General features: G+C 63.4%; 18 protein-coding genes. 11 read left to right on the top strand and 7 right to left on the bottom strand.

Features of this window, described 5'->3' with window-relative positions:
• Positions 1-35: 35 nt before the first annotated feature.
• The 5 genes from tssC to ACEN42_RS37650 all read right to left on the bottom strand — a co-directional run bounded on the left by tssC (position 36) and on the right by ACEN42_RS37650 (position 4,094).
• Complete coding sequence (tssC, locus tag ACEN42_RS37670; protein WP_309882406.1) at positions 36-1,538, bottom strand: type VI secretion system contractile sheath large subunit; 1,503 nt, start codon at positions 1,536-1,538, stop codon at positions 36-38.
• Between the two features lie 4 nt (positions 1,539-1,542).
• Entirely contained in the window at positions 1,543-2,070 is a 528-nt protein-coding gene (tssB, locus tag ACEN42_RS37665) for a type VI secretion system contractile sheath small subunit (protein WP_371882638.1), read from the bottom strand.
• A 33-nt stretch (positions 2,071-2,103) separates the two neighbouring features.
• Positions 2,104-3,153, bottom strand: a complete 1,050-nt coding sequence (tssA, locus tag ACEN42_RS37660) for a type VI secretion system protein TssA (protein WP_371882637.1) — start codon at positions 3,151-3,153, stop codon at positions 2,104-2,106.
• A 44-nt stretch (positions 3,154-3,197) separates the two neighbouring features.
• Positions 3,198-3,683, bottom strand: coding sequence for a type VI secretion system tube protein Hcp (locus ACEN42_RS37655; RefSeq protein ID WP_035498968.1), 486 nt, complete (start codon positions 3,681-3,683; stop codon positions 3,198-3,200).
• 174 nt (positions 3,684-3,857) lie between these two features.
• Positions 3,858-4,094, bottom strand: a complete 237-nt coding sequence (locus tag ACEN42_RS37650; RefSeq protein ID WP_035498969.1) for a hypothetical protein — start codon at positions 4,092-4,094, stop codon at positions 3,858-3,860.
• A gap of 168 nt (positions 4,095-4,262) precedes the next feature.
• On the opposite strand from ACEN42_RS37650, the gene ACEN42_RS37645 reads away from it, so the two are divergent.
• Entirely contained in the window at positions 4,263-4,796 is a 534-nt protein-coding gene (locus tag ACEN42_RS37645; RefSeq protein ID WP_035498970.1) for an RNA polymerase sigma factor, read from the top strand.
• Positions 4,793-5,623 (top strand): anti-sigma factor, encoded by an 831-nt coding sequence (locus ACEN42_RS37640; protein ID WP_238211708.1) that lies wholly within the window; start codon positions 4,793-4,795, stop codon positions 5,621-5,623. Before ACEN42_RS37645 ends, ACEN42_RS37640 begins: the two co-directional genes overlap by 4 nt.
• A gap of 35 nt (positions 5,624-5,658) precedes the next feature.
• On the opposite strand, the gene ACEN42_RS37635 is transcribed toward ACEN42_RS37640, so the two are convergent.
• Entirely contained in the window at positions 5,659-6,378 is a 720-nt protein-coding gene (locus ACEN42_RS37635; protein ID WP_371882636.1) for a TetR/AcrR family transcriptional regulator, read from the bottom strand.
• 175 nt (positions 6,379-6,553) lie between these two features.
• On the opposite strand from ACEN42_RS37635, the gene ACEN42_RS37630 reads away from it, so the two are divergent.
• The 5 genes from ACEN42_RS37630 (at position 6,554) to ACEN42_RS37610 (ending at position 12,539) form a co-directional block, all read left to right on the top strand.
• Complete coding sequence (locus ACEN42_RS37630; protein WP_371882635.1) at positions 6,554-7,402, top strand: fumarylacetoacetate hydrolase family protein; 849 nt, start codon at positions 6,554-6,556, stop codon at positions 7,400-7,402.
• A gap of 58 nt (positions 7,403-7,460) precedes the next feature.
• Entirely contained in the window at positions 7,461-8,399 is a 939-nt protein-coding gene (locus tag ACEN42_RS37625) for a VOC family protein (protein ID WP_371882634.1), read from the top strand.
• Between the two features lie 89 nt (positions 8,400-8,488).
• A complete protein-coding gene (locus tag ACEN42_RS37620; protein WP_371882633.1) occupies positions 8,489-10,105 on the top strand; it encodes a bifunctional 3-(3-hydroxy-phenyl)propionate/3-hydroxycinnamic acid hydroxylase in 1,617 nt (538 codons plus the stop codon).
• A 24-nt stretch (positions 10,106-10,129) separates the two neighbouring features.
• Complete coding sequence (locus tag ACEN42_RS37615) at positions 10,130-11,230, top strand: porin (RefSeq protein ID WP_371882632.1); 1,101 nt, start codon at positions 10,130-10,132, stop codon at positions 11,228-11,230.
• The gene (locus ACEN42_RS37610) at positions 11,133-12,539 is read left to right on the top strand and encodes an MFS transporter (RefSeq protein WP_371882631.1); all 1,407 of its coding nucleotides are present in this window, start codon (positions 11,133-11,135) and stop codon (positions 12,537-12,539) included. The genes ACEN42_RS37615 and ACEN42_RS37610 overlap by 98 nt, the downstream gene beginning before the upstream one ends.
• Before the next feature lie 15 nt (positions 12,540-12,554).
• Here the strand turns inward: ACEN42_RS37610 and ACEN42_RS37605 are convergent, their stop codons facing one another.
• The gene (locus ACEN42_RS37605; protein WP_371882630.1) at positions 12,555-13,490 is read right to left on the bottom strand and encodes a LysR family transcriptional regulator; all 936 of its coding nucleotides are present in this window, start codon (positions 13,488-13,490) and stop codon (positions 12,555-12,557) included.
• A gap of 151 nt (positions 13,491-13,641) precedes the next feature.
• Here ACEN42_RS37605 and speB point away from each other — a divergent pair, with 151 nt between their 5' ends.
• The 4 genes from speB to betA all read left to right on the top strand — a co-directional run bounded on the left by speB (position 13,642) and on the right by betA (position 19,492).
• Positions 13,642-14,616 (top strand): agmatinase, encoded by a 975-nt coding sequence (gene speB, locus ACEN42_RS37600; RefSeq protein ID WP_371882629.1) that lies wholly within the window; start codon positions 13,642-13,644, stop codon positions 14,614-14,616.
• An 82-nt stretch (positions 14,617-14,698) separates the two neighbouring features.
• Positions 14,699-16,207, top strand: a complete 1,509-nt coding sequence (locus tag ACEN42_RS37595) for an aldehyde dehydrogenase family protein (protein WP_371882628.1) — start codon at positions 14,699-14,701, stop codon at positions 16,205-16,207.
• A 46-nt stretch (positions 16,208-16,253) separates the two neighbouring features.
• Positions 16,254-17,774, top strand: coding sequence for a cytosine permease (locus ACEN42_RS37590; protein ID WP_238289303.1), 1,521 nt, complete (start codon positions 16,254-16,256; stop codon positions 17,772-17,774).
• A gap of 26 nt (positions 17,775-17,800) precedes the next feature.
• A complete protein-coding gene (betA, locus tag ACEN42_RS37585) occupies positions 17,801-19,492 on the top strand; it encodes a choline dehydrogenase (protein ID WP_371882627.1) in 1,692 nt (563 codons plus the stop codon).
• Positions 19,493-19,676: the final 184 nt, after the last annotated feature.

Here is a 19,676-nt window from a genome sequence, read left to right as displayed (position 1 = left end):
CTCCTTTTGCGGGCAATGGGCGGACGTGACGCGGCTCAGGCGGCCTTGGCCGTCGGCAGTTTCGACACGAGCCGCAGCGACACCGTCAGACCTTCGAGCTGGTAGTGCGGGCGCAGGAAGAACTTCGACGTGTAGTAGCCCGGATTGCCCGCCACTTCCTCGACGATGACCTGCGCGTCGGCGAGCGGCTTGCGCGCCTTGGTGTCTTCGGAGGAATGCGCGGGATCGCCATCGACGTATTGAAGAATCCAGTTCTGCAGCCAGCGCTCCATGTCGTCGCGTTCCTTGAACGAGCCGAGCTTGTCGCGCACGATGCACTTCAGGTAGTGCGCGAAGCGGCAGCACGCGAACAGATACGGCAGACGCGCGGCGAGATTCGCGTTGGCGGTGGCGTCCGGATCTTCGTATTCGGCGGGCTTGTGCAGCGACTGCGCGCCGATGAATGCCGCGAAGTCCGAGTTCTTCTTGTGCACGAGCGGCATGAAGCCGTTTTTGGCGAGCTCGGCCTCGCGGCGGTCGCTGATCGCGATCTCGGTCGGGCACTTCATGTCGACGCCGCCGTCGTCGGTCGGAAACGCGTGTACCGGCAGACCCTCGACCGCGCCGCCCGACTCGACGCCGCGAATGCGCGAGCACCAGCCGGAGGTCTTGAACGAGCGCGTGATGTTCGCCGCCATCGCATACGATGCGTTCGCCCACGCGTACTTGCTGCTGTTCGCGCCCGCGGTGTCTTCCTCGAAGTCGAACGCCTCGACCGGGTCGGACTTCGCGCCGTAGGGCGCGCGCGCGAGAAAGCGCGGCATCGCGAGGCCGATGTAGCGCGAGTCCTCGGAATCGCGCAGCGAGCGCCACGCGGCGTGCTCGGGCGTCTGGAAGATCTTGGTCAGATCGCGCGGATTGGCGAGCTCCTGCCACGATTCCATCAGAAGCGCCGCCGGGTCCGCGCCCGCGATGAACGGCGCATGCGCCGCCGCCGCGATCTTCGCGATCTGCGTGAGCAAGTCCACATCCGGGCCGCTATGGTCGAAGTAGTAGTCCGCGACCAGCGCGCCGTAGGGCTCGCCGCCGAACTGGCCGTACTCTTCTTCGTAGAGCTTCTTGAAGAGCGGGCTTTGATCCCACGCGACGCCGCGATATTTCTTCAGCGTCTTGTGCAGTTCCGCCTTGGAGATGTTCAGCACGCGGATCTTGAGCGACTCGTCGGTCTCCGTGTTGTTCACGAGGTAGTGCAGGCCGCGCCATGCGCTCTCGACCTTCTGGAACGGCTCGCTGTGCAGGATCAGGTTGATCTGCCCGGTGAGCGTCTGATCGATCTGCGCGATCAGCGCTTCGATGGTCGCGAGGACATCGCCGGAAATCACGCCGGTGTCGCGCAATGCCTGCTCCGCGAGCGTGCGCACCGCGTTCTCGACGGCGTCGCGGGCACGCTCGGACTTCGGCTTGAACTCCTTTTGCAGCAGCGTGGAGAAGTCGTCGAGTTCGGGCGCCGCGTCCAATACGGCGGGGCTTGCCTGTTGCTGGATGCTGAGATCGTTCATCGCGTCATGCTCCGGTGATGGGTTGGTCGGCGGCGTCGTTCTGACGAGGCTGGGTGGCGAGCGCCTTCATCAACGCGGGCTCTTCGAGCAGCCGCGCGATCAGCGCTTCGGCGCCGGTCTTGCCGTCCATGTAGGTCAGGAGGTTCGCGAGTTGCGTGCGCGCTTCCAGCAATTGCCGCAGCGGCTCGACCTTGCGTGCGATCGCGGCGGGCGTGAAGTCGTCCATGCTCTCGAAGGTCAGATCGACCGCGACGTTGCCGTCGCCCGTCAGCGTGTTCGGCACCTGCACCGCGACGCGCGGCTTCATCGACTTGAGACGTTCGTCGAAGTTGTCCACGTCGATTTCGAGAAACTTCCGTTCGGCGGCGGGTGCGAGCGGCTCGGCGGGCTGTCCCGCCAGATCCGCGAGCACGCCCATCACGAAGGGCAGATTGACCTTCTTCTCCGAGCCGTAGATTTCGACGTCGTATTCGATCTGCACACGCGGCGCGCGATTGCGCGCGATGAATTTCTGACTGCTTTCCTTTGCCACGATGTCTGCTCCTTTGCTTGTGTCCGGGGCCCGTCAGACGACGCCGCCCAGATGCCTGAATTGATGCGCGCCGTCCGGCGCGACGTCTTCGATGATCTCGATGAAGCTCTTGCCGACGAGCCTGCGCGCGCGTTGCAACAGCACCGGCAACGGGCTCGACGGCTCGCACTCCGCGTAGTACGCGCAGATCGCGTCAAGCGCGTCGCTCACGTCCTTCGCGCTCGCGATGCGCCGGGGCGCTGCGGGCCCGGCCGCGACGGCGTAATGCGCCGCCGGACCGGAACCCGCGCCCTCTTCACTGCTGCTGGTCTCCATCGCCCTTCCCCCCGTATCCGGATCCAGCACCTCGACCCGCGCCGCCACGAAGTCCCCGATGCGTCCGAGCGGCCGCGAAAGCGGACCGAAATCGAGCGCGCGTGCCGGCCCCACGCGAGCGGTCAGCGTGCTCTCGATCTTTTCGAGCGACGCCCGCGCCGACGAGAGCGCCGCGCACATCGCCCGCCCCGCGTCGATGCCTGCTTGCGCGAACGCCGCATCGATGGCCGCGAGCGTCGGCATCTCGTCGCCTTCGGAAATCGGCGCTTCGCCTGCCATCACATCGAGCTCGCGCAGTGCGAAACCGCGCTGGCCGCGCGGCGCGACGAAGGGCACGTCGCGCAGCTCGCCCACGAGCCCCGCGTCGTCGACGAGCGCCGAGAGCGCGTTGACCCGCGCGGTCGGATCGTCGCCGTCGCTGGCATCGAGTTGCGGATGCACGCCGCCCCAGTGCCGATCGAGCAGCCCTTCGATCAGCGCAAGGCCGCGCGCCAGCCCGATGAAACCCTCGCGGACCGTGCCCGAACGCGTGTAGTGCACCGCCACGCGCAGATCGCGCGTGCGTTCGAGCAAGGTCATCGAGAGCGAGTGGGCGAGCGTCCAGTCGGGCGGCGTGGCGGCGATCACGGTGCCGCCGTACTGGGCGTCGGGCTTGCCGGCGAGCGCCTCTTCCAGAGACCGGAAATCGGCGCTGTACTCTTCGTCCTCGCCGCACGGAACATCCGGCGAAAGGTCGGCGAGCCAGGCTGCGATATCTGCGCGATTCATGGTGAAGTCCGTAAGAGGCGTGGGTTAGTGTGTGAACCGGCGGTTCATTCCGACTTGTTCTTCGGGATGTTCCACTTGCCCGTCACCACGCCGCCCTTCTTCGCGCCGGTGTTGTCCTGCGGCTGATACTCCATGTTGAATTGCGCGAAATTGAGCGTGACGCTCTCGGCAATCTGATCGCCGCCGCCCGAGCCCACCGAATGGCTGCTGATGAGCACTTCCTTGAGCGTGATCTTCAGATACTCGACCGGCTCGTTGCCGCCCGCCTTGCGCAACGTGAGCACGGCCTCGGGCATGTGCACGCCCTGGCAGCACGACTGCACGATCGTGGGCGAGCTTTTATCGACGTACTTGCTGATCGTGAGGTCCTGCACCGATGCGGTTCCGGTGCCGCCGCCCGTGCCCGTGTGCGTGGTGCCCATCTGCGAGCAACCCCAGGACCAGCTGAGCACCTCGATCTCTTCGGTGTGACCCACCGCCAGAGATTCACCCTTGATATCGCCCAGCTTGAGAAACATATCCACAGCCATGTCAGTCTCCAGAGAAAAATGCGCCTTGCGGCACAGGCAAAATTCGCGTCGCCATTGGATCGCGAAGCTTGGTTTGCGGGCTATAAACGCACCGCATTGATTCGGATATCTAATTGATATCGATGCTTCGGCGCGTTTAAAACGCCGCGCATCAACCCGAATTCAAATCGAAATTCATTCGCCGAGCGCGCGGCGGATCGCCGCCGCCACGGCTGTCGCGTCGCCGCGTTCGCAGAGCGCAGCCCAGCTTTCAAGCGTGTTACGACTCACTGCCGGCGCTTCGCAAAGCTGCGCAAATCGCGCGAGGGTTGCCGTCGAACCGGCTATGCTATGAAAACGTTCGCGTCCGATGCACGCGTCCAGCATGACCGCCATGCCTGCCTGCCGGGCGCGGTCGAGGAGGGTCTCCATGATCTGTCTCCTAATCGGTGGTTCGAGTGCGCGCCGTTGCGCGATCCGTGACCCGAAAACAGCCGCCCCCGCCCGCTTATTCCGCAAAAAAAATCGAAAAATTTTCGGAATAGATCGGGTTCTGGAGTGTTGTCAATCATGAGCGCGCCCATCACAGGAGCTGCCCCGATGAACGACGACGACCTGCCGACCGTCCTGCCGACGCTGTTGCCTCGGTTATGGCGGTTTGCGCTGCGGCTCACGCAGAACCAGCACGACGCCGAGGATCTGGTGCAGCGCGCCTGCGTGCGGGCGCTGGAGCGGCGCAGCCAGTTGCAGCCGGGGACGTCGACGCTGAGCTGGCTGTTCTCGATCGTGCATTCGACGTGGATGAACGAATTGCGCGCACGTTCGATTCGCAGCCGCGGCAGCATGGACTGGCAGGACGAAGAGATCGAATCGTTCGCCGATCCTTCGGCGCGTAATCCGGAACTCGATTTGCTGCATCGCCAGGTGATCGACGCGGTGGAGACGCTGCCCGAAGCGCAGCGGGTCGTGATGGTGCTGGTGGCGATCGAAGGCCTGAGCTATCGCGAGGCGGCCGAGGTGCTCGACGTGCCGATCGGCACGATCATGAGCCGGCTGTCGCGCGCGCGGCTTACGATCGGTCAGAAATTCAGCGTGCAGGCTCCGGCGGCAACCAGAAAAGGAGAATCCTTATGATGAATGTCGATGATTCGCTGCTGATGTCGTACGTCGACGGCGAGCTTTCGCCGGAGCAGCGCGCGGAAATCGAAGCGGCGATCGCGCATTCCGACGAGCTGGCGGCGCGCGCAGCGGCGCTGCAGGCGTCGGTCCTGCCGTATCGCGCCGCCTACGACCGGCAAACGGTGCCGCCCGTGCCGGAAAGCCTCACGCGCCGCATCGAGGAGCTCGTAAGCGTCAGCGCGCCGCAAGAACGCAAGGCGCCGCGCGGCACGCGCCGCTTTTCGATGCAGTGGGCGGCCGCGGCCTTCGTCGCGGGTGCGGTCTGCTCGGGCGTGCTCACCGGTTATCTCGGCGGCTACAATCCGTTGAATCGCGGCGCCGATCCGTGGGTGCAGAGCGTGGCGGATTATCAGGTGCTCTACGGGCGCGACACGGTTTCCAATCTGCGCGAAGACAAGGCCAGCACGGAGCAGGTTCTGGCCGATATCCACCAGCGCGACGGCATGCCGGTCGATGTCCCGGACCTGCGTCAGGTCGGCCTCAAGTTCAAGCGCGTGCAGCGCCTGAATTACCATGACCGCCCGCTCATCCAGATGGTGTATCTGCCGGAGCGCGGCGATCCGGTCGCGCTGTGCGTGATCGAGGAAAACGAGAGCGACGCGCCGGTGCGGTCCGGTCAGGTCGGGGACATGAAGACGGTCACGTGGCGCACGAACCGGCTCGCTTACGTGCTGCTCGCGAAAGCGCCTTCGCTCGACCTTCAGGCCGTCGGCAACAGCATCGCCAGCGGGAAGACCGTTCCGCTTTACAGCGACCGCGCGGAGGGAGCGCGCGACAGTTAGCCAAACGCGTGCGCCGCGGCGTTCCTTCTCCCGGCCTAACCAGCCTCGTCACGACGCGCGGCGCCGTCTTCGACCGCCAATGCATCGACTCGCTCGAAGATGGCGCCGCGTGGCGCTGAAGGATCGGCGATCGGCGCGTAGGCGAGTTTTCGGGCTTCCTTCGCTCCGATGCCGAAGGCGCGCATGAGCGCGTACATCGATTGCTCGGCGTAGTCGACGGGCGCGTCGCCGGATAAAAGCGTTTCGATGCCGTACATGATCGAGCCGAGCGCGATATCGCGCGCGACGACCACATCGGCCACGTCGAACCGGCCGGCATCCAGGGCCATCTGCAGATCCCGCATGAGGTACTCGTCGAGCAGGCGGCCGCGCGATCCCCGTTTCGTGCCCACTCGCGTGATGAACGCGCCCCACAGCGGATAACGCGCCGCCATGCTCATATAAAGGCGCGAACCCACCACCACGCGCTGCGCCGGATCGTCGATCGCGCGCACGAGCGGATCGATGACGGCGAGCACTTCGTCGCTGCTTTCGCCCGCCACCGCCGACAGCAGTTCCGCCGTCGTGCGGAAGTAGTTGTAGAACGTCCCACGCGCGACGCCCGCCGCAGCGATGAAATCGTCGATGGTCGGAGCGTCCGCGCCCTTCTCCGCAAAAACCGCCAGCGCGCTTTCGATCAAACGAGTGCGCGTCTTTTCGCGTCGCAACGCACCCACGCGCGTCCGGTGATTTTCGCTCGATTCTGTCGCTTCCATTGGCTATCCCGTTGATCCGGTTTGATTTTAGCAGCGCCGACACTGTGCGGGTTTGTCCTGATCGAATTCATATTGACGAGTTTGTCATTTTGCATAGAATTGGAACTGACAAATTCGTCAATACGAGATTCAGCACACCCGAGGCGCTTCGTCTCCGGGTCCACAGGAGGCAGAAATGAGGTTCGTCAGTTTCGAAAAGAATGGCCGTGCAACCCTCGGCGTGCGCGAAGGCGATTACGTGCGCGTCATCGGTGACGAGCCGCTGGAATCGCTGCTCGCACGCGGCGTCCGGCTCGATGAATATGCAAAGAGCAACGCGACGGAGGACAAGATCCCTGCCGCCGGCCTCAAGTACCTTCCGCCGTTGCAAAAGCCGCCGAAGATCGTTTGCGTGGGTCTGAACTACGCCGATCACACGAAGGAAAGCAAGTACGAGCAGCCCGACTACCCGACCCTGTTCCTGCGCGTCAATACGAGTCTCATTGCGCACGAGCAGCCGATGATTCGTCCGTCCGTGACCGATTCCGAAGGGCTCGATTACGAAGGCGAAGTCGCGGTCGTGCTGGCCACGGGCGGCCGCCACATCTCGAAGGAAGCCGCGCTCTCGCACGTCGCGGGCTATGCGCTCTTCAACGACGGCTCGGTGCGCGAGTATCAGTTCAAGACGCCGCAATGGACCGTCGGCAAGAACTTCGACGGCACGGGCGTGTTCGGTCCCGACCTCGTGACCGCCGACGAGCTGCCCGAAGGCGCGAAGGGCCTGCTGCTGGAAACGCGCGTGAACGGCGAGGTGGTGCAGTCGGCCAGCACCGACGACATGGTCTTCGATGTCGCGACGCTCATCAGCGTGATCAGCGAAGCCATCACGCTCGAACCGGGCGACGTGATCGTGACCGGCACGCCCTCGGGCATCGGCTGGGCGCGCACGCCGCGCCTCCTGATGAAAGCGGGAGACGTTTGCGAAGTGTCGGTGGAAAAGATCGGCACGCTGCGCAATGTCATCGCCGACGAAGCCGCGCGCTAATTCCTTATCCGCGAAGCCGGTCGCAGAGCCGGCGCTTATCGAACATGGAGACACGGTCATGAGCGACCCTGCCGTAGCATCCGCATGCGCGAGTGTTCACTCGATCGATCACTTTGCGCTCAACGTTCCCTCGCTTGCCGATGCCGAGCGTTTCTTCAGCGCGTTCGGTCTCGATGTCACAGCGACCGCCGACGAACTCGAGTTGCGCGCAGCCGACGGACATCGCTGGGCGCGGATCATTCCCGCATCGAGAAAATCGCTCGCGTATTTGAGTTTCAATTGCTTCGAAGCGGATTTCGCGGCGATCCTCGAACAGGTGAAGGCGACAGGCGCGGATGTGATTGCATCGCCCGGCGAAGGCTTCTGGTTCCGCGATCCCGACGGCAATCTGATCCAGGTGAAAATCGGCCCCAAGACGACGCCGTTCGAGAAGGCACCATGCGTCGTCGCATCGAGCAATGCGGACGAGCGCGGCGCGCACATGCGCTCGCAGGCAAAGACCGTGCGTCCGCGACGCCTCTCTCATGTGCTGCTGTTTTCGCCGGACGTCCTCGGCGCGCTCGATTTCTACGGCAAGGCGCTTGGCCTGCGCCTGTCGGACAAGTCGCTCGACATCATCGCGTTCACGCATGCGCCGCACGGCAGCGACCATCATCTCGTCGCGTTCGCCAAGAGCAGCGCGCGCGGCTGGCATCACGCGGCGTGGGATGTCGATAACGTGAACCTCGTCGGTCAGGGCGCGTCGCAAATGGCCGCGGCCGGCTTCACGAAAGGCTGGGGTACCGGCAGGCACGTTCTGGGCTCGAACTACTTCCATTACGTGCAGGACCCGTGGGGTTCGTTCTGCGAGTACTCCGCCGATATCGACTTCGTGTCCGCGGGCGAAGCGTGGCCCGCAGGCGATTTCGCACCGGAAGACTCGCTCTATCTCTGGGGTCCGCCGGTCCCCGACGACTTCATCCACAACACCGAAGCCGGCGTCGTCTTAGCAGACTGATCGCTTCACACCCTTTGCATCGATCCGATGGCAGCCGGTTCATCCGGCGCCAGGGCACAACTCGCTCTATTTTCAGCAGGTGAACCGAAATGACAGATCAAACCATTCTCGACGTCGCTATCGTCGGATACGGACCCGTCGGGCAATCTCTTTCGATATTGCTCGGAGAACGCGGCTATAACGTCGCGGTCTTCGATCGCTGGCCTTCGCTGTATCCGCTTCCGCGCGCCGTATTTCACGACCACGAGATCCGTCGCGTATTCCACGCGATGGACATCGGAGAAGACGTCGAGCGCATCTCGCAACCGTCGTCCAAGTATCAGTGGTTCAACGCGGACTGGAAGACGCTCGTCGAGATCGACTGGTCGGCGGAATCGATCAGCGACGGACCGGTGGGCTATCTCTTCAATCAGCCGTCGCTCGAAGCGCTGCTCGACAAAAAGGCGAAGTCGCTTCCGAACGTCTCCGTGCAACAGGGCTGGGAAGCAACCGCTTTGCGTCAGTTGTCCGACTGTTGCGAACTGACTTTGCGTCGCGGCGTAATGAACGGCGCGACGTGGGAGCCGACCGGCGAGACGCAGACGGTGCGCGCACGCTATGTCGTCGGAGCGGACGGCGCGAACAGCTTCGTGCGCAAGTCGCAGGACATCGAGTTCGATGATCTCGGCTTCCAGGAAGACTGGCTCGTGATCGATCTCAAGCCGAACGACGGCGTGAAGCTCGACGTGCCCGATATCGGCCAGTGGTGCAATCCGGAGCGCCCGACGACGATGGTGCCGGGCGGCCCGGGCTTGCGTCGCTGGGAGTTCATGCGTCTGCCGCACGAATCGATCGAAGAGCTGCTAAAGCCGGAGAAGGTGTGGGAACTGCTGTCGCCCTGGGTCACGCCGGAGAACGCGACGCTCGTGCGTCATGCCGTCTACAAGTTCCGCTCGCTGATCGCACGAAACTGGCATAGCGGTCGCGTCGTGCTCGCGGGCGACGCTGCGCATCAGATGCCGCCGTTCATGGGACAGGGCATGTGCTCGGGCATCCGGGACGCATGGAATCTCGCCTGGCGCTTCGACCTGATCCTCAAGGGCACTGCATCGGACCGCGTGCTGGAGGACTACACGCCCGAGCGCCGCCCGCAGGTGCGTGCGGTGATCGATGCATCGATCGCGATGGGACAGGTCGTCTGCATCTCCGACAAGGAAGAAGCGGCTCGCCGCGACGCGGCGTATCTCGCGGGCGACGTGCCTGCGCTGCCGCCCTTTCCCGGTCTCATCGATGGCCTGATCTGCAAGGACCCGGCGTTCGCTTGCGAAAGCGTGGCCGGACTGCTGAGCGTTCACGGCAAGGTCATTAACGTGGACGAAGCATCTCGTTACGACGAAGCAGTGCCCAACGGCTTTCACGTCATCGCGCTCGACGCGCACCCGAACCGGTATCTCGACGCGCAAGGCAAGGCCGCTCTCGCTGCCATCGGCGGGCGTTCGATCGGCATCACGAGCGACGCGGACAAAGCCGTCAAGGATCGCGTGCTGCTCGACGTCAGCGGCAAGTACAGGCAGTTCTTCGATGAGCACGGCGTCGAAGCCATCATCGTGCGGCCCGACTACTACATCTTCGGCGGCGTGAAGACGCTCGAAGAACTGCCGATGTTGTTGAGCGATCTCGTGTCGCGCCTTTCGGTCGACGAGCGCACGGAAGCGGTCGTCCTCTGACTCAAAACAAAAAAGGAAGAGAACATGAGGAAGACACTATGCGCGCTGCTCGCTACATGCGTGCTCGCTCCGCAAGCCAGAGCGCAAAGCAGCGTGACGCTGTTCGGCATTCTCGACGTCGGCGTGAGCTATGTGAGCAACGAAAACGGCAGCCATAACTTCAAGGCCGACGACTCGATCTGGACGCCGAGCCTCTGGGGCGTCCGTGGCATCGAGGATCTCGGCGGCGGCTACAAGACCCTCTTCGAGCTTGCGTCGCAGTTCTCGGTGAACAGCGGCGCGGGGATTCCGGGACCGGGCGCCGACTTCAACCGGCAGGCTTTCGTCGGTCTGTCGAAAGACGGCGTCGGGCGCATCACGTTCGGCCAGCAATACAACCTGATGGCCGACTTCCTCTTCTTTCCGCCTGCGAAACTGGACGGCGGCTTCACGTATGGCGGCCTCTACAACATGCGCCAGGGGCCGTTCGCCGCGCTCGGCATTCCCCAGAATCCGACCGGCTCGTTCGACTTCGACCAGACCGGCGGAACGTCGCGCGTATCGAACTCGGTCAAGATCGTCTCGGCCACCTTCTCAGGCCTGAGGCTCGGCGCACTGTACGGCTTCGGCAACACGCCCGGCTCGTTTTCCGCGAACAACACGATCGGCTTCGGCGTGAACTATGCGATCGGCAGCTTCGGTATTGCGGCCGCGTACAACGAAACCCGGTACGCGGCGCTGAACGACGGCCACGACGGTATCCGCAATTTCGGAGGCGGGCTCAGTCAGACCATCGGCGATGTGTATCTCAACGCGCTCTATACCAACACGCGCAATACGCTGACGGGCGGCGTCGTGCAGGCGGTTCAGGCCGGCGCCTTGTACACGTTCATGCCGGATATCCGCTTCGGCGCGAACTATCAGTACATGAAGGGCAACGCACAGTTGAGCCACAACAGGGCGCAGCAAGTCACGAGCGTCGCTCAGTATCTTCTTTCCAAGCGCACCACGTTGTACGCCGAAGCGGTCTTTCAGTGGACCGGCGGCGATGTCGAAGGCGGACACAACGCCTGGATCAACGGTGCGGGTCAATCGAGCACCACGCATCAGGTCATCGGCCGCCTCGGCCTGCAGACTTCTTTCTGACATCAATCGCTCGTCGCGTGCGACGACATCGCTCTACGATCTGGAGATCGCAAACATGGAACACAACAGGGTTTCAGGGTGGGATATCGCCTACGAGTGGAAAGCCGTGGCCTTGCTGTCGCTCGGCTTCGGACTGGTCGGCATCGACCGGTTCATGATCATGCCGCTCTTTCCCGTCATGATGACGGATCTGCATCTCGACTATCAGGACCTCGGGCACATCACCGGTGCGCTCGCCGTCGCGTGGGGCATCTCGGCGATGTTCATGGGCAACCTCTCCGATCGCGTCGGCCATCGTAAGGTCATCATTCCGGCGATCATCGTGTTTTCGTTGCTGGCGGGCTTGAGCGGTCTTGCAACGGGCGTCGGCTCGTTGATCCTGATTCGCGCCGTGATGGGCTTTGCCGAAGGCGCCTATACGCCTGCCAGCATCATCGCGACACTCGATGCATCGAAGCCGACGCGTCACGGCCGCAACATCGGCATTCAGCAGATGGCGCTGCCGCTATTCGGTCTGGGCATCGCGCCGATCCTCGTCACGCAGTTGCTGAAAGTGCTGCCGTGGCACTGGATATTCGCGGTGGTGTCGATTCCGGGTTTGCTGGTGGCTTACCTGATGTTCAGGGTGCTGCGCAATACGAAAGCTTCGGCCGCTGCACAGCACACGGCGACGCACGATGCCGCCACCCACAGATGGACCGATGTCTTTCGCTACCGCAACATAGCGTTGAACATCGTCGGCATGCTGTGCTGGTTGACGTGTCTCGTCGTGCTGAGCGCACTCTTCCCCAGTTACCTGATCGACTATTTGCATCTGAGCATGCAGCAGATGGGTTATGTGCTGTCCTCGATCGGTTTCGGCGGCACGCTCGGCACGCTCGTGATGCCGGCACTTTCCGACAAGCTCGGCAGGAAGCCGGTCATGATCTTCTCGGTGATCGGCGCGGCCGTCTTCCTCTTCCTTCTCATGCGGACCGGTGCGAACCCGACCTTGCTATTCACGTACCTCACGCTCACGCTTCTGTTCGTCTTCAGCATGATCACGCTGACAGTCGGACCCTTGAGCGCGGAATCGGTGCCGGCGAAGCTGATGTCGACGGCTTCGGGTCTGGTGGTCGGCATCGGCGAAGTGTTCGGTGGTGGATTCGCCCCGGCGATTGCGGGTTACATCGCAAAGCATTTCGGCATTCAGTACATCATGCATCTCGGACTGGCTGCCCTCGCGATCGGGTTTGTCGTGGCGCTCGGTCTGAAGGAAACGGCACCGTCGCGAGCGCGTGTGCAGGCGGGTGCAGTCGCACTGGATTGATGTGATTTCCCGTGGCTATCGGGATGGGTTGCCGGGCAAGGCCGATCTCAACGCCTCCTGGCAACCCTGCAGATCGGCCATGAACGCCTTCAGAATGGAAGGCATCGAAACACCCCGCCGCGTGATCGCGCAGAACGGCCACTCTCCGCCCAGCCGCTCTGCGCTGATCCGGCGCATGTCACCGGTCTCGACCCAGCGCGCCGCGTAGTGATTGGGCAGGAACCCCACGTACGCCCCCGACAGAATCAGGATGGCCTGAGCTTCGACATTGTCGACGGTCGCCGCTGCCTTGCTCGCGCTCAACATGCGCAGATCATGCTGCTGGAAATAGCCGCGCGCGACGATCCGGCTCTCGGCGATCGTTTCGGACGATACGTCCGCATCGAACGCGCGCGCATAAAGCGGATTCCCCTTCCCGCAATAGAGGCCATCCGGTTCCGCATAAAGCTCGGCGTAGCTCAGGCCCGGCACGTGAATCGGAAAGTGGCCGATGGCCACATGGAGCCGGCCGTCCAGCACGCGCTCCTCGAGTTCGGCAGGCGAGCCGACATAGACATCCACATGCACATCGTGTCCGCGTGAGACGAACTTCTGCAGCACATGCGGCAGCGGCGATGCCTTGTCGGAAACCGTGTTGTCGATGGTCCCGAGATAGAGCCGTCCCGAGATGTGCTTCTTCAGCGCATCCGTATCCATGCAAAACGCTTCCACCGCAATCTGCAGCCGCTGCGCCGCTTCGTAGGTCGCGATGCCATGCTCGGTCAGACGGAAACCGCCCCGGCCCCGTTCGCATAACTTCAGCCCGAGACGGGTCTCGAGCGTCGTCATTTGCTCGCTGATCGTCGACTGGCTGACGTTCAGGCTCGCCTGCGCCGCCGAAAAGCCGCCGCATCGCACCACGGCCATGAACACCCGCAACAGCTTGAGATCTACGTCCTGCAACTGGGTCATCGGGTTCGCGCCTCCACGCGTCGTTGCTTCGGAAATTCCGATATGAACATCCGATACTCGTGATTCTCGTGCCCGCCATTCCTGTTCATAGTCTCTCAAAACAACGCGCAGGCTCAACCTGCGGCCCATCTTGACAGAACAGGAGATGCAGATGAAGGAAAACAACTACGAATCCGGACGGCTCAATCTGCCGTTCGTCGGTCATTGCACGTTCGCGAAATCGCCGGTGTGCCTCGACTGGAACCGCATCGACGCCGACGTGGCGATCCTCGGTGCACCGAACGACATGGGCACGCAATGGCGCTCCGGCACGCGCTTCGGGCCGCGCAGCATCCGCGAGGCGTCGACCCTGTTTTCGTTCGGTCACGCCGGCGCCTACGATCACGAAGACGATGTGCTGTATCTGAGCCGCGATCAGGTGCGCATGGTCGACGTCGGCGATGCCGACATCGTGCACACCGACATGGCGAGCAGCAACGCGAATATCGAGCTCGCGGTGCGCAAGATTCTGGCGTGCGGCGCGATGCCCGTCACGCTGGGCGGCGATCACTCGATTCACGCACCGGTGATCAAGGCGTTCGAAGGCAAGGGGCCGATTCACATCATTCATTTCGATGCGCATCTGGACTTCGTCGACGAGCGGCACGGCGTGCGCTACGGGCACGGCAATCCGCTGCGGCGCGCCTCCGAGATGGCGCATATCGTCGGCATGACGCAGCTCGGCATTCGCAACGTGTCGTCGTCGAACCGCGACGACTACGACGCGGCGCGCCGTGCCGGCTCGGAGATCCTGTCGGTCCGCGACGTGCGCAAGCTCGGCACGGAAGGCGTGCTCGCGCGGGTCCCCGAAGGCGCGGCCTACTATATAACCATCGACATCGACGGCTTCGATCCATCCATCGCGCCCGGTACAGGCACGCCGAGCCACGGCGGTTTCCTGTACTACGAGGTGCTCGAAATCATCCAGGCGCTCGCCCGTCGCAGCCGCGGAAACATCGTAGGAATGGACCTCGTGGAAGTCGCGCCCGCCTACGATCCCGCCGGCGTCACGCCGATTCTCGCCGCCCAATTGCTGATGAACTCGATCGGCTTCATCTTCCACGAGCGCAGCAAAGCGAATCGTTGAACGGCGCGCCCGCAGGCGCACGGTTCACATCGACATTCACGGGACTCGACATCACGAAGCCCCGGAAAAACAGGAGACGAAGTTGGATACCATTGTCCGTAATTATCTGGAGCGTTTCGGCGTTCAGGAAGCCACCACGCGCTTTTTGAACAAGCCGCAGACGATGTTCATCGGTGGCGAGTGGGTGACGGGCGGCGCAGGAGAGACGCTCGATGTCATCGAGCCTTCGACCACGGGTTGCATCACGCAGATTCCGCTCGCAACAGTCGGGGATCTCGATCGCGCGGTTCAGGCGGCGCGCGCGCAGTTCGACGGCGGCCCGTGGCGCAAGCTCAAGCCGCTGGAACGCGAGCGCCTGCTGCATCGGCTCGCCGATCTGATCGAAGCCAACGCGACGGAACTCGCCGAAATCGAATCGATCGACATGGGCAAGTCCGCCGCGCAGGCCCGCGACGTCGACGTGCAGGGCACCATCGATACGTTCCGCTACTTCGCCGGCTGGGCCTCGAAGCTGCATGGGCGCACCGTCGAGCCGTCGCTTCCGGGTGACTATGTCGCCTATACGCGCAAGGAGCCGGTCGGCGTGGTCGGCATCATCGTGCCGTGGAATTTCCCGCTCCAGACGATGGCGTGGAAGCTCGCGGCCGCCCTCGCCGTGGGCTGCACGGCGGTCATCAAGCCGGCCGAGCTCACTTCGCTATCGACGCTGCGCTTCGCCGAGCTCGTGCAGGAAGCCGGCATTCCGGCGGGCGTCGTCAATGTCGTGACGGGGCGCGGCAACGTGATCGGCGCGGCGCTCGCGCGTCATCCCGGCATCGACAAGCTCACGTTCACCGGCTCGACGGACGTTGGGCGCAACGTGGGCCAGGCAGCCGTGAGCGATATCCGCCGCGTGACGCTGGAGCTCGGCGGCAAGTCGCCGGTGCTCGTGCTCGACGATGCGGACGTCGATGCCGCCGCGCGCGCCGTCGCCAACGGCATGTTCTTCAACTCGGGCCAGGTGTGCGATGCGGGCACGCGCGTATATGTCCAGCGCAGGATCCACGAGCGCTTTCTCGCCGCGCTCGTCGACTACACGCGCACGTTGAAGATCGCGCCCGGCCTCGATCCCGATTGCTTCATCGGTCCGCTCGTGTCGGCGCTGCAGAAGGAGCGCGTGAGCGCGTATATCGATACGGGACGCCGCGAAGGGGCCGAGCTCGTCTACGGCGGACGCAGGCGCGATGAAGCCGGCTACTTCGTCGAGCCCGCGATCTTCGCGCATTGCCGCAACTCGATGAAGATCGTCCGCGAAGAGATCTTCGGGCCGGTGCTGGTGACATCGCCCTTCGATGACATCGACGAAGCCGTGCAGCTCGCGAATGACTCGCCTTACGGTCTCGCCGCAGCCATCTATTCGAACGATGTGAACCGCATTCACAACCTGGTGCCGCGTTTGCGCGCGGGCAGCGTCTACGTGAACGCGCACAGCACGATCGACCCGTCGATGCCGTTCGGAGGATTCAAGGAATCGGGCTTCGGCAAAGACCTCGGGATGGAGCAGCTCGACCATCTGACGGAGACGAAGGCCGTCTGGATCACGTTGCACTGAGCGTCTCTCCCCTCTTACGGCATCAGCTTACTGATCGAGGTACGCGATGAAATCATACGAAAGCGCGGCGAGCACGAGCGCGGCGGCGAGCGAGCACGGCGCGATCGAAGGTCATTCGATCGACTTCATTCCCGAGCACGAGCGCACCGACCGGCTCTCGCGACAGGGGCCTTTCTGGTTCCTCGGCAACTTCACCTTCTTCACGATGACGATCGGCTTCGTCGGGCCGAGCGTCGGTCTCACGTCGTGGTGGACCACCGTCGCCGGCACTCTAGGCATCATGTTCGGCACGCTGTTCATGGCGTTTCATGGCTCGCAAGGCCCGCATCTCGGCTTGCCGCAGATGATCCAGTCGCGCGCGCAGTTCGGCTATCGCGGCGTGATTCTCGTGCTGTTCGCGACGCTGTTCGTCTTCGCGGGCTTCAACATCGTCAATCTCGTGTTGATGATGCAAGGCCTGAAAACGCTGTTCGGCTGGGACCCGTTCAGGATAGCGCTCGCGGTCACCGTGCCGGCTTCGATCCTCGCCGTGCTCGGCCACGACTGGATGCATCGCAGCTTCAAATGGGCGCTGTATCTGTCGCTTCCGCTGTATGGGCTCGTCACCTTTGCGGTGCTGATGCACTGGGTCCATGACATCCCGCTGCCGGCAGCGGCGGCAGGCGCGAATCCGCCGGCGCCGCTCGGCTTCAACTGGACAGGCTTCATCGCCCAGTTCGCGGCGGCTGCGAGCTACAACATCGCCTATGCGCCCTATGTGTCGGACTACTCGCGCTATCTGCCGAAGAACACGCCGGGCGGCAGGCTGATCGCGGCGGTCTTCGTGGGCGCGTCGCTGTCGGGTGCGTGGATGATCGCCGTCGGTGGCTGGCTCGCCGATCATCTGCATGCGAGCGATGTGCTCGTCGCGCTCAATCAGGTCGGCAGCGATCTCGCACCGGGGCTCGGCAGCGTGGTCGTCGCCGTCACGATACTCGCGTTCCTGCCCGTCATCGCGATGAACATCTACAGCGCGAAGCTCACGGCCATCACCGGCGTCGATTCGTTCAGGAAGATCCGGCCGACGGCCAGGACGCGCATCGTCGCGGTGCTGTTCGTCGTGTGCCTGCAACTCGGCGTGGCGTTGAGCATCTACACGTCGGGCAAGGGATTGTCGGTGCTGAACATCTATCTCGTTGTGATGCTGTACTTCCTCGTGCCGTGGACGGCGGTCAACCTCACCGACTATTTCTTCGTCCGCAAGGGCCGCTATGCGATCCCGCATTTTTTCATGCCGCACGGCAGCGTGTATGGCGCGTGGGGCGCGCGTGGACTGATCTCGTATGTCATCGGCTTCGCGGCGATGGTCCCCTTCTTCTGCATCTTCGATGGACAGGACGAAGTCTATGTCGGTCCGCTTGCACGGGCGATCGGCAGTGTCGATCTGGCATGGCTGGTCGGCCTCCTCGTGTCGGCAATCGCGTACTTCCTGCTCGCGCGCTCGCTCGACATGAGAAAGGAAGAAGCGGTCATTGCTCACATCGAAAGCACCCAGCCCCAGTACACGACAGGCGACAAGCGCTTCTAAGCCGACGCGTCATTAAAGGAAAAGACATGTCAACCGATCAATACGATTACATCATCGTCGGGGCGGGTTCGGCCGGATGCGTGCTGGCCAACCGCCTCACCGAAAACCCGAATGTGCGCGTGCTGGTGCTGGAGTATGGCGGCAGCGATCGCAGCATCATCATCCAGATGCCGAGCGCGTTTTCGATGCCGATGAACACGAAGAAGTACAACTGGAAGTATCAGACCGCGCCGGAACCCCATCTCGAAGGACGCCAGTTGCATTGTCCGCGCGGCAAGGTGCTGGGCGGGTCGTCGTCGATCAATGGTCTCGTCTACATTCGCGGCCATGCCTGCGATTTCGACGAATGGGAATCGCTCGGTGCGCGAGGCTGGGAATACGCGAACTGCCTGCCGTATTTCCGGCGCGCCGAGAGCTACAAGTTCGGCGGCGATCAGTACCGTGGCGAGAGCGGGCCATTGTCGACGAACAACGGCAACAACATGCGCAATCCGCTCTACGGCGCATGGGTCGAGGCGGGCGCGCAGGCGGGCTACATCAAGACCGACGACTGCAACGGCTACATGCAGGAAGGCTTCGGCGCGATGCACATGACGGTCAAGGACGGCGTGCGCTGGTCAACCGCGAATGCCTATCTGCGCCCGGCGATGACGCGGCCCAACCTGCATGTCGTGACCCACGCGATGACACGTCGCGTGCTGATCGAAGGCAAGCGCGCGGTGGGTGTCGTCTACGATCAGGGCGGCGTGACGCATACCGCGCGTTGCCGCGCCGAAGTGCTGATTTCATCGGGGCCGATCGGTTCGCCTCACCTGCTTCAGCGCTCGGGCATCGGGCCGGCGGAGGTGCTGCGGCGCGCGGGCGTGGAGGTCATGCACGATCTGCCGGGCGTCGGAGAGAATCTGCAGGATCACGCCGAGATTTATATCCAGTACGCATGCAAGCAGCCCGTCACGCTCAACAGCAGGATGGACCCGTTCAGCAAATTCATGATCGGGCTGCGCTGGCTGCTGTTCAAGGATGGGCTCGGGGCCAGCAATCACTTCGAAGCCGGCGGCTTCATCCGCTCGGAAGCGGGCCTGCGCTGGCCGGACATCCAGTTCCACTTCCTGCCCGCCGCCATGCGCTATGACGGCGACAAGCCACTCAAGGGACATGGCTTCATGGTGCTCACCGGCCCCAACAAGCCGAAGAGCCGGGGTTACGTGCGCCTGAACGAAGCCGATCCCTATGCGCATCCCGAGATCCGCTTCAACTATCTCGAACGCGAGGAAGATCGCGAAGGATTCCGGCGATGCGTGCGCCTCACGCGCGAGATCATCACGCAACCGGCGATGGACCCGTTTCGCGATGTCGAGCTTGCGCCCGGCCCGGATGTCCAGACAGACGACGAGATCGACGCCTTTGTCCGTGCGAACCTGGAAAGCACGATGCATCCGTGCGGATCATGCCGCATGGGCGAAGACGCGATGGCCGTGGTGGATTCGGAACTGCGGGTGCGGGGAATGGAGGGGCTGCGCGTGATCGACTCGTCCGTTTTTCCGACCGAGCCGAACGGCAACCTGAACGCGCCCACGATCATGCTGGCCGAACGCGCCGCCGATCTGGTGAAAGGCGGTCCCATGCTCGAACCTTCGCACGCGGATGTGGGGCTCGCGGAAGGTTGGGAAACGAGGCAACGAACGCATCAGCCTAAGCGCAAGTTGCATCACGCCTGAACGACGGGCACGTTGTCGATGCACGGGCGGCGAAACGGCCGTTCGGCCGGAAATGTCCGCCCGTGCACTTCGGCCAAGCCGCCGCGAGGGAAAACCCTCATCATCGGCTTTCAGCCCCACAGCCCCGCCCCGCGCGGCACACACGATGCACCCCGACCGATCGTTACCCTGACGATAACGAACG

It is taken from the genome of Caballeronia sp. S22, assembly GCF_964261745.1.
Lineage (GTDB): Bacteria > Pseudomonadota > Gammaproteobacteria > Burkholderiales > Burkholderiaceae > Caballeronia > Caballeronia jiangsuensis.
Note: the sequence above shows the minus strand (reverse complement) of the source record. Positions and strands in the feature narration are given on the sequence as shown.